Origin of the sequence: Pseudonocardia sp. NPDC046786 (genome assembly GCF_040645415.1) — a bacterium.
GTDB classification, from domain to species: Bacteria; Actinomycetota; Actinomycetes; order Mycobacteriales; family Pseudonocardiaceae; genus Pseudonocardia; species Pseudonocardia kongjuensis.
On the sequence record NZ_JBEYYF010000021.1, the window covers coordinates 1 to 14,503 of the forward strand.

Here is a 14,503-nt window from a genome sequence, read left to right on the forward strand (position 1 = left end):
AACTCCTCGGGGTACCTACTTCGACGCCCCATCGCACGTCCTCCTCCTCGGCTACTGCCAAGTCTGGAGGCGTCCGGCCAGTAGGTGTCACTTCAAACCTCCGTGAGGACGTGCTGACCGCAGCGATCAACGAAGTGATCGGTCGACTATTCGCTTCGGAGAACCGGGACCAGACCGTGGCAGCCCTGATGGACTCCCAGGCGGACGGGCAGCGCTCGGGTGCCGGCGAGGCGTCGCAGCAGCGGCTCGCGGACGCGGAGGCTGCCCTGCGCCGCTATCAGTCGGCGATCGCGGCCGGTGTCGATCCGGACGCGATGGTGGAGGCGATCAACCAGGCGCAGGCCGATCGTGACCACGCCCGCGCCGAACTGGCACACGTGCCGAAGTCGCACACCGTGGGCGTGGCAGAGGTGCACGCAATGATCGACTCGCTGGGTGACGTCGGGTCTGCCATCGGCCGCGCGCATCCCGAGCGGCTCGCCCGGCTGTACCGCGACCTCGGACTGGAAGTCCGCTATCGGCACACCGACAACGGCGGGCAGGCCGCGGTCACGATGGTTGTGGCTAACGAGTGTGTCCGAGGGGGGACTTGAACCCCCACCCCCTAATACGGGGACTAGCACCTCAAGCTAGCGCGTCTGCCATTCCGCCACTCGGACCCCACGACCTCTCGATCGCGTGCCGGAGAAGCATAACCGAGCGCCTCGGAGGGGTTGAGGCCGGGTCGTCCGGACCGCCGGTGGTAGGAAGACGCCCATGACCGGCGACCCGAACGACACACTCACCAGCGAGGCGGCCAGCGCCGAGGCGGAGGTCGTCCAGCTCTGTTCGGAGCTGATCCGGATCGACACGACCAACACCGCCGATCCGGAGACTCTCGCCGGGGAGGCGGAGGCCGCCGACTACGTCGCGGCCAAGCTGACCGAGGTCGGCTACGAGGTCGAGATCGTCCAGTCCGGCATGCCGAAACGGATGAACGTGATCGCGCGGCTCGCCGGGGCCGACCGGTCCCGGGGTGCGCTGCTGATGCACGGCCATCTCGATGTCGTCCCGGCGGACGCGAGCGAGTGGTCGGTGCACCCGTTCTCCGGTGCGGTGCAGGACGGCTACGTGTGGGGCCGCGGTGCCGTCGACATGAAGGACATGGACGCGATGATGCTGGCGGTGGCCCGCCGCTTCAAGCGTGAGGGTGTCGTCCCGCCGCGGGACATCGTGTGGGCGTTCGTCGCCGACGAGGAGGCCGGCGGCAAGTGGGGCGCCCAGTGGCTGGTGGAGAACCGGCCCGACCTGTTCGAGGGCTGCACCGAGGCGGTCGGCGAGGTCGGCGGCTTCTCGCTGACCCTCGGCGAGGACCAGCGGGCCTACCTCATCGAGGCCGCCGAGAAGGGCATCGCCTGGATGCGGCTGCGGGCGAAGGGCAAGCCCGGCCACGGCTCCTTCCTGCACGACGACAACGCCGTCACGATCCTCGCCGAGGCCGTCGCGCGGCTCGGTAACCACACGTTCCCGCTGGTCGTGACGCCGACGGTACGGGCGTTCCTGGACCGGATGACCGAGCTCACCGGCGTCGAGTACCCGGAGGACGATCTGGAGGGCGCGCTGGCGAAGCTCGGCCCGATCTCCCGCATCATCGGCGCCACCGTCCGGGACACCGCGAACCCGACGATGCTCAACGCCGGGTACAAGGCGAACGTCATCCCGTCGACGGCGGAGGCGGTCGTCGACTGCCGGGTGCTTCCCGGCCGTGAGGAGGCGTTCCTCGCCGAGGTCGATGAGCTGCTCGGGCCCGACGTCGAGCGGGAGTGGGTCACCGACCTGCCCGCGGTGGAGACGCCGTTCGAGGGGCCGCTCACCGACGCCATGCTGGCCGCGTTGCGGACCGAGGACCCGACGGCGGAGATCGTGCCCTACATGCTGTCCGGCGGGACCGACGCGAAGGCGTTCTCGGCGCTCGGGATGCGGTGCTACGGATTCGCGCCGCTGCGGCTGCCGCCGGAGCTGGACTTCGCGTCGCTGTTTCACGGCATCGACGAGCGTGTCCCGGTCGATGCGCTGACGTTCGGGACCCGGGTGCTGGACCGCTTCCTGCGGACCGTGTGACGGCGCGGCCGGGCCCGCCGACCCGGGCGGGTCCGGCTGTCCTCGGTCGGTCCGGTCGGGCATGGTGACCGGTATGGATCTCTCGGGCAGGGTCGCCCTGGTCACCGGCGGCGCATCGGGTATCGGTGCGGCGGCCGTGGACCGGCTGATGGCGGCGGGTGCGCAGGTCGTGGTGGTGGATCTCGACGGGGACGGCGCGACGGCCGTGGCAGCCCGGTCGGGGGGTCACGCCGTGCAGGCCGACATGACCGATCCTGCGGCGATGCCCGCGGCGATCGCCGCGGCCGAGGAGCGGTTCGGCCGGCTCGACGTCGTGCTGCTCAACGCCGGGATCACCGGTAGTCAGTCGGGCTTCGAGAACCTTGACCTGCCCGCCTATCGGCGGATCGTCGGCGTCAACCTCGATCACGTCGTGTTCGGGCTGTCCGCTGCCGTCCCGGCGCTGCGCCGGGCCGGCGGCGGGAACGTGGTGGCGACCGCCTCGCTGGCCGGTCTCGTCCCGCTGCCGGGTGATGCGCTGTACGCGGCGACGAAGCACGCGGTCGTCGGATACGTCCGCTCGGCAGCAGGCCCCCTGGCGGCGGACGGGATCCGGGTGAACGCGGTCTGTCCCGGCTTCGCCGACACCCCGCTGATCGCCGACGTGCGTGAGCAGTTCGGGGACTTCCCGATGTTGACGGCCGACGACGTGGCCGCCGCCGTCGAACAGATCCTCGATCGGGGCGAGCCGGGGGAGTGCTGGTTCGTGCAGCCGGGCCGCGATCCAGCCCCGTACGGTTTCCGCGGGGTACCCAGCCCGCGTGGCGCCGGACGCCCACCGGAGGTCGGGCTGCACGGCGGCTGATCCCGGCCCCGGACCCGGCCCGGTGCAGTGCCGTGCAGTGCAGCGCGGTGTTGACCTCAACCGTGGTCGAGGTTGCACCGTGGTGCGCATGGCAGAGCTGAACCACACCATCGTCCATTCCCGAGACAAGCGAGCCGGTGCCGCGTACCTGGCCGGGGTCCTCGCGCTCGCGGAGCCCCGACCGTTCGGGCCGTTCCAGGTCGTCGAGACCGCCAACGGCGTGAGCCTCGACTATCTCGACGCCGCGCCGGGCGCGGAGATCACGTCACAGCACTACGCCTTCCTCCTCACGAACGCCGAGTTCGACGCCGCGTTCGCCCGGATCCGGGAAGGGGGCGACGCGTATTGGGCCGACCCGGGCCGGTCCCGGCCGGGTGAGATCAACACCGACGACGGCGGCCGGGGTGTCTACTTCGACGATCCGTCGGGGCATCTGCTGGAGATCCTCACCGTGCCCGACGGTGGCTGAGCTGCTGTGACGGTCGCCTGCGTCTGGCCGGCTGACCGCCGGGCCCGATGGCTGCGGGCCCGGGCCGCAGCACAGCGCGGCCTGGGGACCACTGAGCCGCGCCGCACCGCCCGGGACCTGGTCGGTGGACCGGTCCCGGCCGTGGGATGCCGGGCGACGTCAGAACGGTGACTCGGCGGTACCGGTGGCGAGCCGGTCGGCGAGGCCAGGGTCGCGCAACAGCGCGAGCAGCCGCGGGCCGCGCCGACCGGTGGCACCGCCGGCCCGGCCCGGACCGACCGGTGTCGGCTCGGCGACGTGCACGTGCCCGGAGGGGGTGGTCCATCGGGTGCTGCCGTCCGGGAGCAGCCGCACCTCCCATCCCGGACTGTGCTTGAGCCGGTGGTGGCTGCGGCACAGCGGATGCAGGTTGTCCGCGCTGGTCGGACCGGATTCGCGGTCCGGACCGTGCGGCACGACGTGGTCGAGATCGCAGCGGTGCGCGGGGACCCGGCACCCCGGGTGGGTGCACGCGGGGTGCCGCGCCCGGATGAGCTCGGCCAGCGCGGCATCGGGCCGGTATCGGGTGGTGTCGCGGTGCAGTACGCGGCCGCTGACCGGATCGGTGATCAGGCGGTACCAGACACTGCCGGTCGCGAAGGCAAGCGCGCGGGCATCCGCGGCCGGGATCGGGCCGTGGCCGGCGAGTTCGGCGGGAGCATCGTCGGCACCGAGCAGGGTGTCGAGCGACACCGTCACGTTGATCCGCACCGAGACGGAGGGATGTGGCGGCGGCGGCATGCCGGGCGGGGCGGGCGCGACGCCGGGTATGTCGGGTACGACGGCCGGAGCCGCCGGCCGAGCCGAGGGTGCGCCGGAACCGCTGTCGGCGGCGGGAGCAGGCGGGTCCGGTGGGGTGCCGGAGGAGCCGGGGCCTGCGGGAGCGGGGGCGGCGGGCGGCGGCGCCGGTGATGCGCCGGGGGCACCGGCGGTCGCCGCTGTGCCCTCGCTGACGTGCCCGGTGGGGTGCAGGACGATATCGGTGAGCGCGTCGGCGCGACGCTGGTCCATGGTGCGGGTGTCGGCGGCGGAGCGGCACGGGCGGCGCCGGGCGGTCTCGTCGAGGACGGCGTAGATGCCGGTGGCGGCCGCTGAGGGGAGGTACGCGCGCAGCACGGCCATGCTGTCGGTGCCCGGTTGCACGGTGACGCCACGGGCCCGGCCGGCGCGCTCCCGGCGGCGGGCGGGGACCTCCCGGTCGGGCAGCGAGACCAGGAAGCGGCGGATCGCGGCGCCCAGCTGCCCGGTCGTCTGGGTGGGGGCCTTCGGCAGGACGGTGTCCTGCAGCAGGGTGGCCTGCGCCGGATCGAGCCCCGCGGCGCCGTCGAGGATCTTCCGGGTCTTCGGGGCGGTGAGCAGCCCGGCGTGGGCGAGCGTCGCCGTCGGTTCCAGTACCGGATCCTGGTGCAGCAGCCGGGCCCGTTCCAGGCGGGCGAGCATCGTGGAACCGGTCAGGTGGAGTATCAGCTGGATCTCCGCGGTGGCCGAACGGGCCGCGTGCTCCGGGGAGTCGAACGCGTCGGGTGGGCTGGTCCCCGCACGGCGGGTGTCGGACACGGCGGCGCGTTCGGCGTCGGCGACATACCCGGCGATCTCGACCTCCTGCCGGGTCTGGAGCCAGGCGATCGTGCGCTCGAACGCGGCGATGCGTTCGAGGCGCTCGTGGCCGGACGTGCCGGGGACGGGTGGTCGTTCCAGGACGGCGACCAGCGCGGTGCCGGGTGCGTGCCCGGACCAGCGGGGTGGCTCCGGCCGGCGGGAGGCGCCCGGGGCGGCAGCGGCGCCGGCGGGCCCGGCGCGACCGGAGGGCCGGGAGCGCCCGGCCGATCGCGTGCCGCGACGGGCGCGGCGCCCTGAGGACCTGGTGCCGCGGCGACCGCGGGGCTCGGGTACCGAGATCGAACCCGTGGAATCGGTAGTGACGGAGGGGCTGTCGTCGAACATGTGGTCGAGTATGGTGGTGGGCACCGACACCGCCGGGGCCGATGTCGTCCCCTGTGGACAACTTCGGCCGGAACCACCCGGACGGAGCAGTGGAACCGCGGGGGGGGGGGGGGGTCAGCGTTGCGCCAGGATCCAGGCCATCAGGTAGGAGCGGGAGTTGCCGTCGTCGATCCGCTCGTCCGGCAGCGCCCGCGCCGCGGTGGCGGCGGCGTCCGGGTCGGACAGCGCGAGGTACATCAGGATCGAGTCGGCGTAGGGGACGTCGAAACCGGCCGGCGTCGCGGCGGCGACGTTCTGCCTGATCCGCTCCGGATCGCCGCGCAGGTACCCCGCGACCGGCGACATCGGGATCAGCTGGATCGCCAGGATCGCCGACGGCTCGGCGGAGAACCACGTCGCATGGTCCCGCTTGCCGCCCCAGTTGATGCCGATCACGCCGTGCGCGAACCCGGGGAACGGCGAGAGGTCCGGCTCCACCCAGTACCGCTTCGCCGACGCGGCCTCGCGGGACAGCAGTGCGACCGCCCGGTCGCGCTGCGCGGCGTTCCCGCGCAGCTCCGCCCACAGCGCCAGACCGTTGTACGCGGAGACCGACTCGGAGCTGGACTCCTGGTTGTTGCCGTCGCCGAACGGGCTGAACCCGGACGCCCAGGAGTGCCCGGCGAACGCGTCGAACGCCCGGTACTCGGGGAACAGGAGTGTCCGCTCCGGGCTGCCGACGTCGGCGGCCAGCAGGTCGATCACCGGGCCGATGCGGTCGACGAGCGCCGGATCGTCCCGGCCGACCAGCGCGGCGGCGTAGAGGAAGTAGCCGTAGTGGAACTGGTGGTCGTTGAACTCCTCGGAGCCGAACGAGGTCTCCAGTCCGACCATGCCGCGGACCACCGGGTCGTAGACGAAACAGTGCGTGCTCCGCCCGGCGCACCCGGCGGGATCGGCCCATCGTTCCAGCAGCGGGACGAGCTGGTCGCGCACCCGCTGGGCGGCCGGCTCCATGCCCAGGTCGGACGCCAGCCGCATCAGCGTCGCCGCCCGGACCAGCTGCTTCCCGCCGAAGTAGGTGTCGGTGGCGTCCGGCGTCAGCTCGGCGACGTCGCGTTCGACGAGGGTGGCGAGCTCGGCGCGAGCGGCGTCGTCGACGCCGGACAGGTCCAGCGCGTCGGACGGCACCAGAACCGGAACGGCGACGGTGAGCGCCGAGGTGCGGCACACCGGCATCGGCCCGTAGACGGTGGCGAACCGGCCGACCGGATCGCATCCGGCGGCCGCACCCGGCATCGGTCCCGCGATGGTGTCGCCGCCCTCGGTGCGGTAGGTCAGGGTGGAGCGGACCGTGTCGCCCGCGGCGTCCTCGGTCACCGTTCCGCCGGTCACCGGGACGCGCGCGGCGTCGGCGAACACCGCCGGGTCGCCGTCCGGTGGGACCGCGTAGAACGTCGCCGATCCGCCGGCCGGCAGGCTCAGCGCGGAGCCGGTCAGCTCGCCGTCGGTGACGACGCCGTAGCGACCGTCCCGGACCAGGACCCTCCCGTCGGCGTCCAGCGGCTGCGGCCCGACCGTGAGGTCCTGCGCGGTCGTCGCGGTGTAGTGGACGAACGGCGAGCCGCGGGTGATGACCAGCCGGCCGGTCTCGGCGCCGCCTGCGGCGAGCATCGCGACGGTGACGGTCAGGTCGTCGTAGGCGACCACGCGCAGGTCGCTGCTCCCGAGCGGGACGTCCAGCGCCGGGGTGTGCGAGCCGAAGATCGTCGAGCCGTCGGCGCGCACCTCCGGCAGCCCGAGGGACAGGCCGTCGACGCGAACCCCCACGGACAGCGGCAGCGGGAACACCGGCTCCGGCTGGTCGGGGAACACCAGCCCGGAGAACCAGCGGTTGGTCGGCGGGACCTGGCCGTCCGCGAGCCGCATCGCCGGCGGGACACCGACCGATCGCTGCGGGAGCCCGGCGACCGACGTAGCGATCGCCGGATCCCCGGCGGTGGTCCCGGCCAGATCGCCGGTACCGGGCAGCAGCTGCACGCCGGCCACACCGGCGACGATCGCGACCACGGCGACGGTGAGCAGCACGACCAGCCTCCGTGAGCGGCGGGGACGACCGGGTCGCGGGGCGGCCGGCGGCCGGCGGGGGACGGCGGCGCGGACCGGGACGGTCGGCGAGTCCGTTCCGGGCGCAGGCGGGCCGGCCGGCGGCCGCCGCGGGTGCGGGACGGGGCCGGACGCGGCCGGGGTGTCGGCGCTGCGCCGTCGCCGGCCACCGGACGGGGAGGGGACGTCGACCGACCAGGCGCCGGGATGGTCGGCGGAGTGCCGGCTCACGGCGCGAACCCGCCGAAGCCGGTGAGCTCGGTGATCCAGGTGGACGCCCGGGTCACGACGTTGTCGTTGCGCAGGTGCAGGGTCGCCTGGACGGGCGTCCCGACGGCGAAGAGCCCGTCGGCCGTCGAGTCCGCGAGCTCCGGGCTGTAGGCCTGCACGACGGTGCGGGCCTCGCCGTTCTCGGTGCTGACCTGCACCCGGCCGGCCTGCGCGGTGATCCGCCCGTTGTCCGGCAGGACGACGTCGACGGTCGCGTTCGGCGGCAGCCGGGCGTAGTCCGGTGCGGTGAGGATGAACTCGGCCTCGATGTAGAGCGACCCGGCCCGCTGCACCGTCGCCAGCTCCGAGTTGGCGGCCACGAACGCGCCGACCGCGTAGCCGACGGACTCCACCCGGCCCGGGTCGGTGGCGGTCACGACGAGGGTGCTGCCGTCCTTGATGTCGTAGGGCACCCGGGCCGGGTCGAGCAGACCCTGCTGCAGGTCGCGGGACAGGGTGGCGCTCTGCACCTCGAACATCGGCTGTCCGACGGCGACCTCGTCGCCGACCTGGACCAGCTGCGCGGTGACGGTGCCGGAGTAGTCGGTCCCGACCGGGTAGCTCTGCGCGTTGAGCGCGGCGGAGTGGCCGCGGACCACGCCGTTGCGGGCGTTCAGGGTCATCGTCAGGACCGCGACCAGCAGCAGCACCGTGGTGATGCCCAGCCCCAGCCGCAGTCTGCGCCCGGCGCTCACCGGCTGCTCCGGGCGTGCCGGGACGCGACCCGGGTGGGCAGCGGGTGCGGGCCGCTCGCGGTCTCCCGGGGCCGCGGGATCCGCGGGACTGCGGCGGCGGGGGTGGAGCGGGCGCCGGGGGGTGTCCCAGGGGCGCGCCGATGCGGTGCCGGGGCGGCAGCGTGCTGGCGCGGCACCGGGCCGTGGTCGTGCCCGTGCGGTGCCGGGTGGTGGCCGTGCCGGTGGGGGCCCGGGTCATGGTCCTGCCGGTGAGGTGCCGGGTCGTGCCGGTGCGGTGCGGCGCGACCCTCCGGGGACCGGGGTGCGGCGGGGGAGTGGGACGCCCCGTCGGCAGCGGTGGATGCGGCCGCGGCGGAGTGTGGGGCGCCGGTCGAGCGGGTGCCGTTGGACCGGGTGCCGTTGGAGCGTGGGGCACCCGTGGGTTGCGCGGCCCCGGTGGAGCGGGAGCCGCCGTCGGCGCCGGCCGGTGCGGCTCTGTCCTGCATGCCGGACGGGCCGGTGAGGGCGGGCGCGGCGATGGCGTCGGGGAGGGGGCCGGTCGCCGGGCCGGGCCGGGCCCGGCGGCGGGCCCGGTCCGGTACCGGACCGGTGCCGGCGCGGACCGGCTCGACCGGTCCGGACGGCGGCCCGGCCACCCGGTCCCGCCGCGGGTCACCGGCCGCCCCGGGCACAGACCCGGACACGGACCCGACCCCGGACACGGACCCGACCCCGGACACGGACCCGACCCCGGGGAGGGACCCGGCCCCGGGGACGGAGCCAGGACCCGGACCAGGATTCGGTGCGACCGCGGCCCCGGCCAGGGCCGGCCGGGGAAGGGCGTGCGGTCCGGTCGTCGGGTGCGGGCCGGTGCGGCGGCCGGATCCTGCGGCCGTCCCGCGGCCGCCCGCCGAGCGCGTCGATGGCGGGGATCCGGGCGACACCCGTCCGGCGGGCACCGGGACCACCGCGGAGCGGACCCGCGGCGCGGGCAGCACCGGCGTCCGCACCTTCCGGTCGTGCTCTCCGGCCGGTGCCCGGCCGAGCCTTCGCAGCCGCTCCAGCTCCCGGGCCTCGGCGCGGATCTGCCGGGACTCGCGGACCGCGGTCGCCACGAACGCCCCGATCACGGCGGTGTTGAGCAGGTTCCAGAACAGTGCCAGGTCGAACGTCCGCATCTGCTGTGCCTGCCACAGCCCGACCACCGACGTCGCCGCCAGGAACACGAACGCCAGCACCTGCGGGCCGATGAACGCGAACGGCGAGTTCCGCACCCCCTTGCGCCCGGTCACGCTCCACGCCTGGTCCCGGCGCAGCAGCGCGTTCACGAACGCCTTGACGTAGATCGGGAACGACGCCGACGCGAGCAGCAGCGTCTCCCAGCGGAACGAGCCGATCGTGAACAGCGCGACCGCGACCTGCATGAAGTAGAAGCCGGCGTAGTACAGCACCCAGGTGAACACCGGGACGTCCGGCGAGATCGGGGTGATCCCGAAGTAGATCTGCATCGGCGGCACCAGCAGCAGCAGCCCGGGCGCGATGCCGACCAGGTAGAACGTCGCCGTCCCCAGGTACTGCAACCGCTGGTCCAGGGTGAGGTTGCGGCCGCGGCCCATCGGGTTCGCCCGCAGCAGGATCTCGAACCCGCCGGTGGCCCACCGCAGCTGCTGCTTGGTGTAGCTCTCGATGGTCTCCGGGGTGTGCCCGACGGCGAGCTCGAGGCCGATGTAGACCGACCGCCAGCCGCGCTCGTGCAGCTTCATCGACGTCCACACGTCCTCGGACTTCGACTCCTGCCAGATCCCGCCGATCTCGTCGACCGCGGCCCGCCGGAACACCACGTTGGTGCCGACGCAGAACGCCGCGTTGAACCGGTTCTTGCCGGGCTGGGTGAACTTGTAGAAGACCGTCTGCATGTAGCCGGCACCGCGCGAGATCAGCCCGCCCAGGTTGCCGTATGTCTGCGGTGTCTGGACGAACGCGACGTCCCCGTCGGCGAAGAAGGGGACCGTCTCGTGGAGGAAGTCCCGGCGGGCGACGAAGTCGGCGTCGAGGATGACGAACAGCTCGCCGTCGGTCACCGACAGCGCGTGGTTGATGTTGCCGGCCTTCGCGTGCGCGTTGCCCTCCCGCGCGATGTACTCCGCGCCCAGCTCGGCGGCCAGCTCGCGGACGGCCTCGGACTTGCCGTCGTCGAGCACGTACACGGTGTGCTCGCCGTCCATCGCGACCGCCGCGGCGACGGTGCGCCGGATGTCGGCGAGCGACTCGCCGTAGGTGGTGACGAAGACGTCGACCCGGACCGGCACACCGTTGAGGTGCAGCGGGTCGGTACGCCTGCCGATCCCGATCGCCCGGGTGGACTCGCCGTCGGCACCGTCGCCGCCGCCGTAGAGCCTGCGCTGCGCCTCGTTGAAGGTGAAGTCCCGCGGGTCGTAGCCGCTGGACAGGATCGTCCACAGGGACAGCAGCGCCTGCAGCACGATGATCGACTCGGCCAGCAGCACCAGGGTGTAGGCGGGCCAGTCGCCCCGGTTGGAGAAGTCGAACAGGAACACCGTGTACGCGAGCACGCCCAGGGCCGCGACCAGCACGATCGCCATCAGCGACGGCGAGGCGGCCACGTCCTGGCTGCGGGTGCGGCGGTGATCCCCGGCCGGTGCGGGGCCGGGGTGCGGGGCCGGGCCGGAGGGTGCGGTGGGCCGCGAACGGCGGACGGGCATGAGGACGTACTCCGGGGGTGGGTCGCGAGCAGTCCCTGGACGTCCTCGGCCTGGGCACCGGGCGAAACGGATCGGGCAGCACCGGTGCCGGAGTCGGGGAGCGGCAGGTGGCGCGGACCTCATCCTTTCGGGTGACGCCACCGCGGCACAAGGTCGCGAGGTTCACGCTGCGTGCTGTTAACGCGGAGCGTGATCACCTCGATGGGCGGGTGTTACCCGCGGGAACGTCTCAGATCGTCGGCTCGGGGAGCAGCCCGATGTCACGGTGGGTCAGTCGGCGCCGGAGCACGACCTTCCGGACGCCGCCGGGATAGAGCCGCAGCCGGGACAGCTCCCAGCCGGAGAACTCGGCCTGGATGGCGAGCCGGACCGATGCGGTGAGCCGGGTGACGTCGCCGTCGATCCGTACCGGGCGGTACTCGTAGCGGTCGTCGATCCAGCTCTCGCCGTCGCGGGTGCCGGTCGGCCGGCCCCCGCCCCGGCGATTCCCGTCGACGTCCTCCGGCCCGCTCTCCGCCATCCGTGCCTCCCGGAACCCGCTGCCCCGCCGTGTGCCGCCCCGGTACCCACCGGGTGCCCCCACCATAGGCGCGCCCGGCGCCGCGGATCCACCGCCGGAGCGCTACCGGACGGGGTCGCTCACGTCGTCCAGCGCGGTCCGGATCTCGGCGGGCAACGTCACGTCCTCGGCGGCCAGCGACGCCCGCAGCTGCGCCGCGTCCCGCGCCCCGACGACAGCGGTCGCCACCCCCGGCCGGTCCCGCACCCAGGTCAGGGCGACCACCAGCGGCGACGTGCCGAGCCCGTCCGCCGCGGTCAGCACCGACTGCACGATCCGGGCCGAGTGCTCGGTGCGCCGGGCCTCGACGTAGGACGCCAGCAGCGCGCTCGCGGCGCGCGAGTCGGCCGGGGTGCCGTCGGTGTACTTCCCGGTGAGCACGCCGCGCCCGAGCGGGGCCCAGGCCAGGATCCCGAGCCCGTGGTAGCGCGCCGCCGGCAGCAGCTCGGCCTCCGGCTCGCGGGCCAGCAGCGAGTACTCGACCTGCGTCGACACCGGCCTGGCCACCGCCGGGTCCGGCCCGGCGCCCGCACCGGCCGCGACCGTCGCGAGCTGCCAGCCCTGCGGCGCGACCAGCCCGGCGTAGCGCACCCGTCCCGAGTACACGGCGACCTGCACCGCGGACAGCATCTCGTCCACCGGCACCCGCGGGTCCCAGCCCGGGAACTGCCACAGGTCCAGGTGGTCGACGCCGAGCCGGCGCAGGGTGCCGTCCAGCGAGCGCAGCAGCGCCGCCCGGGACGCCCGCGCCGGGCCGCCGCCCCGGCCTGGCGCGTCGATCGCGGTGCCCCGCCCGGCGAGCACCACGTCGTCGCGGGCGACCGTGCCGCGCAGCAGCCCGCCGAGCACCTGCTGGGCGGCGCCGCCGCCGTAGTCGTCGGCCGTCTCGACGAACGTCCCACCGGCGTCCACGAACGCCCGCAGCTGCGCGCCGGCCTCGTCCGGTGAGGTGTCCTCGCCCCAGGTCATCGTGCCCAGGCCGATCCGGGACACCTCCAGACCGCTGGAGCCGACGGGTCTGCGCTGCACGGGGCACGAGCCTAGGCCCGAAGGGCCCCGACACCGTCGAGGGCGCGCGCTGTGACGCCCGTCTCCGCGAGTACGGTGACCGCCCGTGACCGATCAGGTTCCGCATCCGGCAGACCCGCCCGTCGGGGGTCGCCCGTGAGCTGGCTCGAGGTGATCGTCCTCGGCCTCGTCCAGGGTCTGACCGAGTTCCTGCCGGTCTCCTCCTCCGGGCACATGCGGATCGCCTCCGAGGTGTTCTTCGGGCGCGATCCGGGGGCCGCCTTCACCGCCGTCTCGCAGATCGGGACGGAGGTGGCGGTGATCGTCTACTTCGCCAAGGACATCTGGCACCTGTTCACCACCTGGCTGCGCGGCTTCCGCGACGCCGAGGTCCGCCGGACCGACGACTACCGGCTGGCCTGGCTGGTCATCATCGGGTCGATCCCGATCGCCGTGCTCGGGGTGCTGTTCAAGACCCAGATCGAGACGGTCGCCCGCAGCCTGTGGCTGGTCGCGGTGATGCTGATCGTGTTCGGCGTGCTGCTCGGGCTCGCCGAGCGCTACGGCAGGCAGACCAAGCCGATCGAGCGGATCACCGTGCGCGACGGCATCGTGCTCGGCTTCGCCCAGGCGATGGCGCTGGTCCCGGGCGTCTCCCGGTCCGGCGGCACGATCACCGCCGGGCTGGCGCTCGGGCTGACCCGTCCGGCGATCGTGCGGTACTCGTTCCTGCTGGCGATCCCGTCGGTGTTCGGCGCCGGGCTGTTCACCCTGCCCGACGTGTTCGCCGGAGACGGGCCGTCCGGCGTGCAGATGCTGGTCGCCGTGCTGATCGCGTTCGTCGTCGGCTACGCGGTGATCGCCTGGCTGCTGCGGTTCGTGCAGAACAACACCGTCTACGTGTTCGTCGCCTACCGGATCGCGCTGGGCGTCGCGCTGCTGGCGGCGCTGTCGGTCGGCGCGATCTCCGCCACCTGACGGCGACCCGGCCCGCGTAGCCTCGGGCGGCGTGACGACCTTGATCCTGCTGCGGCACGGGCGCTCGACGGCGAACACGGCCGGTGTCCTGGCCGGCCGCACCCCCGGCGTGGAGCTCGACGAACGCGGCCGGGAGCAGGCCGACGCCGTCGTCGACCGGCTCGCGGCCCTGCCGATCGCCTCGATCGTCACCTCCCCGATGACCCGCTGCCGGCAGACCGTCGCGCCGCTGGCAGCCACCCGCGGCCTGGAACCGGTCGTCGAGGACGACCTGGCCGAGGTCGACTACGGCTCGTGGACCGGGCGGCCGATCTCCGAGCTGGTGTCCGAGGACCTGTGGAAGGTCGTGCAGGCGCATCCCTCGGCGGCCGAGTTCCCGGACGGCGAGTCGCTCGCCGGGATGCAGGCCCGGTCGGTCGCCGCGGTCCGCCGGCACGTCGCCCGGGTCCGGGCCGAGCACGGCGAGCACTCCATCCTGCTCGCCTGCAGCCACGGCGACGTGATCAAGTCGGTGCTGGCCGACGCGCTCGGCTGCCATCTCGACACCTTCCAGCGGATCGTGGTCGACACCTGCTCGGTGAGCGTCGTCACCTACACCTCGCTGCGGCCGTTCGTGGCCCGGATGAACGAGCAGTCCGGGGACGTCGCCAACCTGGTCCCGAAGCCGCCCGAGGAGGGCGCCGGCCAGGACGACCGGGCCGCGTCGGACGCCGTCGTCGGGGGCTCGACGAACGCCTGAGATCACCCCCGGTGCGCATCGGCGCAGGTCGCGGCGATCGCGCGGGGTGGCGGGGATGCCTACCGCCCCGC

Annotated in this window: 12 protein-coding genes and 1 tRNA gene; 6 read left to right on the forward strand and 7 right to left on the reverse strand. The window is 73.9% G+C overall.

Annotation, left to right across the window (positions count from 1 at the left end):
- Positions 1 to 110 precede the first annotated feature (110 nt).
- Positions 111 to 593 (forward strand): hypothetical protein, encoded by a 483-nt coding sequence (locus ABZ881_RS22835; protein ID WP_358487516.1) that lies wholly within the window; start codon positions 111 to 113, stop codon positions 591 to 593.
- On the opposite strand, the gene ABZ881_RS22840 is transcribed toward ABZ881_RS22835, so the two are convergent.
- Positions 575 to 659, reverse strand: a tRNA-Leu gene (locus ABZ881_RS22840). The two genes, ABZ881_RS22835 and ABZ881_RS22840, sit on opposite strands and share 19 nt — an antisense overlap.
- Before the next feature lie 97 nt (positions 660 to 756).
- Between ABZ881_RS22840 and ABZ881_RS22845 the strand changes: the two genes are divergently transcribed.
- The 3 genes from ABZ881_RS22845 (at position 757) to ABZ881_RS22855 (ending at position 3,413) form a co-directional block, all read left to right on the forward strand.
- Positions 757 to 2,100, forward strand: coding sequence for a M20/M25/M40 family metallo-hydrolase (locus ABZ881_RS22845; RefSeq protein WP_358487517.1), 1,344 nt, complete (start codon positions 757 to 759; stop codon positions 2,098 to 2,100).
- Between the two features lie 73 nt (positions 2,101 to 2,173).
- The gene (locus ABZ881_RS22850) at positions 2,174 to 2,944 is read left to right on the forward strand and encodes an SDR family NAD(P)-dependent oxidoreductase (protein WP_358487519.1); all 771 of its coding nucleotides are present in this window, start codon (positions 2,174 to 2,176) and stop codon (positions 2,942 to 2,944) included.
- 88 nt (positions 2,945 to 3,032) lie between these two features.
- Positions 3,033 to 3,413 carry a VOC family protein gene (locus tag ABZ881_RS22855; protein ID WP_358487521.1) on the forward strand — a complete coding sequence of 127 codons (381 nt, stop codon included), beginning with the start codon at positions 3,033 to 3,035 and terminating at the stop codon, positions 3,411 to 3,413.
- A gap of 159 nt (positions 3,414 to 3,572) precedes the next feature.
- Here ABZ881_RS22855 and ABZ881_RS22860 read toward each other — a convergent pair whose 3' ends face one another.
- The 6 genes from ABZ881_RS22860 to ABZ881_RS22885 form a co-directional block, all read right to left on the reverse strand.
- Positions 3,573 to 5,396 carry a DUF222 domain-containing protein gene (locus ABZ881_RS22860; protein ID WP_358487522.1) on the reverse strand — a complete coding sequence of 608 codons (1,824 nt, stop codon included), beginning with the start codon at positions 5,394 to 5,396 and terminating at the stop codon, positions 3,573 to 3,575.
- 114 nt (positions 5,397 to 5,510) lie between these two features.
- Positions 5,511 to 7,712: a glycosyl hydrolase gene (locus ABZ881_RS22865; RefSeq protein WP_358487524.1), complete on the reverse strand. Its 2,202-nt coding sequence runs from the start codon at positions 7,710 to 7,712 to the stop codon at positions 5,511 to 5,513.
- Positions 7,709 to 8,446, reverse strand: a complete 738-nt coding sequence (locus ABZ881_RS22870) for a hypothetical protein (RefSeq protein WP_358487525.1) — start codon at positions 8,444 to 8,446, stop codon at positions 7,709 to 7,711. Before ABZ881_RS22870 ends, ABZ881_RS22865 begins: the two co-directional genes overlap by 4 nt.
- Positions 8,443 to 11,148: a glycosyltransferase family 2 protein gene (locus ABZ881_RS22875; protein ID WP_358487527.1), complete on the reverse strand. Its 2,706-nt coding sequence runs from the start codon at positions 11,146 to 11,148 to the stop codon at positions 8,443 to 8,445. The genes ABZ881_RS22870 and ABZ881_RS22875 overlap by 4 nt, the downstream gene beginning before the upstream one ends.
- A 229-nt stretch (positions 11,149 to 11,377) precedes the next feature.
- A complete protein-coding gene (locus ABZ881_RS22880; protein WP_358487528.1) occupies positions 11,378 to 11,668 on the reverse strand; it encodes a DUF5703 family protein in 291 nt (96 codons plus the stop codon).
- A 102-nt stretch (positions 11,669 to 11,770) separates the two neighbouring features.
- Positions 11,771 to 12,736 carry an aldo/keto reductase gene (locus ABZ881_RS22885; protein ID WP_344023633.1) on the reverse strand — a complete coding sequence of 322 codons (966 nt, stop codon included), beginning with the start codon at positions 12,734 to 12,736 and terminating at the stop codon, positions 11,771 to 11,773.
- A gap of 135 nt (positions 12,737 to 12,871) precedes the next feature.
- Between ABZ881_RS22885 and ABZ881_RS22890 the strand changes: the two genes are divergently transcribed.
- Both ABZ881_RS22890 and ABZ881_RS22895 read left to right on the forward strand, forming a co-directional pair.
- Positions 12,872 to 13,693 (forward strand): undecaprenyl-diphosphate phosphatase, encoded by an 822-nt coding sequence (locus ABZ881_RS22890; RefSeq protein ID WP_358487531.1) that lies wholly within the window; start codon positions 12,872 to 12,874, stop codon positions 13,691 to 13,693.
- Positions 13,694 to 13,724: 31 nt separating this feature from the next.
- Positions 13,725 to 14,432, forward strand: coding sequence for a histidine phosphatase family protein (locus tag ABZ881_RS22895; protein ID WP_358487532.1), 708 nt, complete (start codon positions 13,725 to 13,727; stop codon positions 14,430 to 14,432).
- Positions 14,433 to 14,503 lie beyond the last annotated feature (71 nt).

What these genes read in the sequence shown, in the direction of transcription:
- ABZ881_RS22845 (WP_358487517.1), top strand. Translation starts at nt 757, where the DNA reads ATGACCGGCGACCCGAACGACACACTCACCAGCGAGGCGGCCAGCGCC.
- ABZ881_RS22850 (WP_358487519.1), top strand. Translation starts at nt 2,174, where the DNA reads ATGGATCTCTCGGGCAGGGTCGCCCTGGTCACCGGCGGCGCATCGGGT.
- ABZ881_RS22855 (WP_358487521.1), top strand. Translation starts at nt 3,033, where the DNA reads ATGGCAGAGCTGAACCACACCATCGTCCATTCCCGAGACAAGCGAGCC.
- ABZ881_RS22860 (WP_358487522.1), bottom strand. Translation starts at nt 5,396, where the DNA reads ATGTTCGACGACAGCCCCTCCGTCACTACCGATTCCACGGGTTCGATC.
- ABZ881_RS22875 (WP_358487527.1), bottom strand. Translation starts at nt 11,148, where the DNA reads ATGCCCGTCCGCCGTTCGCGGCCCACCGCACCCTCCGGCCCGGCCCCG.
- ABZ881_RS22880 (WP_358487528.1), bottom strand. Translation starts at nt 11,668, where the DNA reads ATGGCGGAGAGCGGGCCGGAGGACGTCGACGGGAATCGCCGGGGCGGG.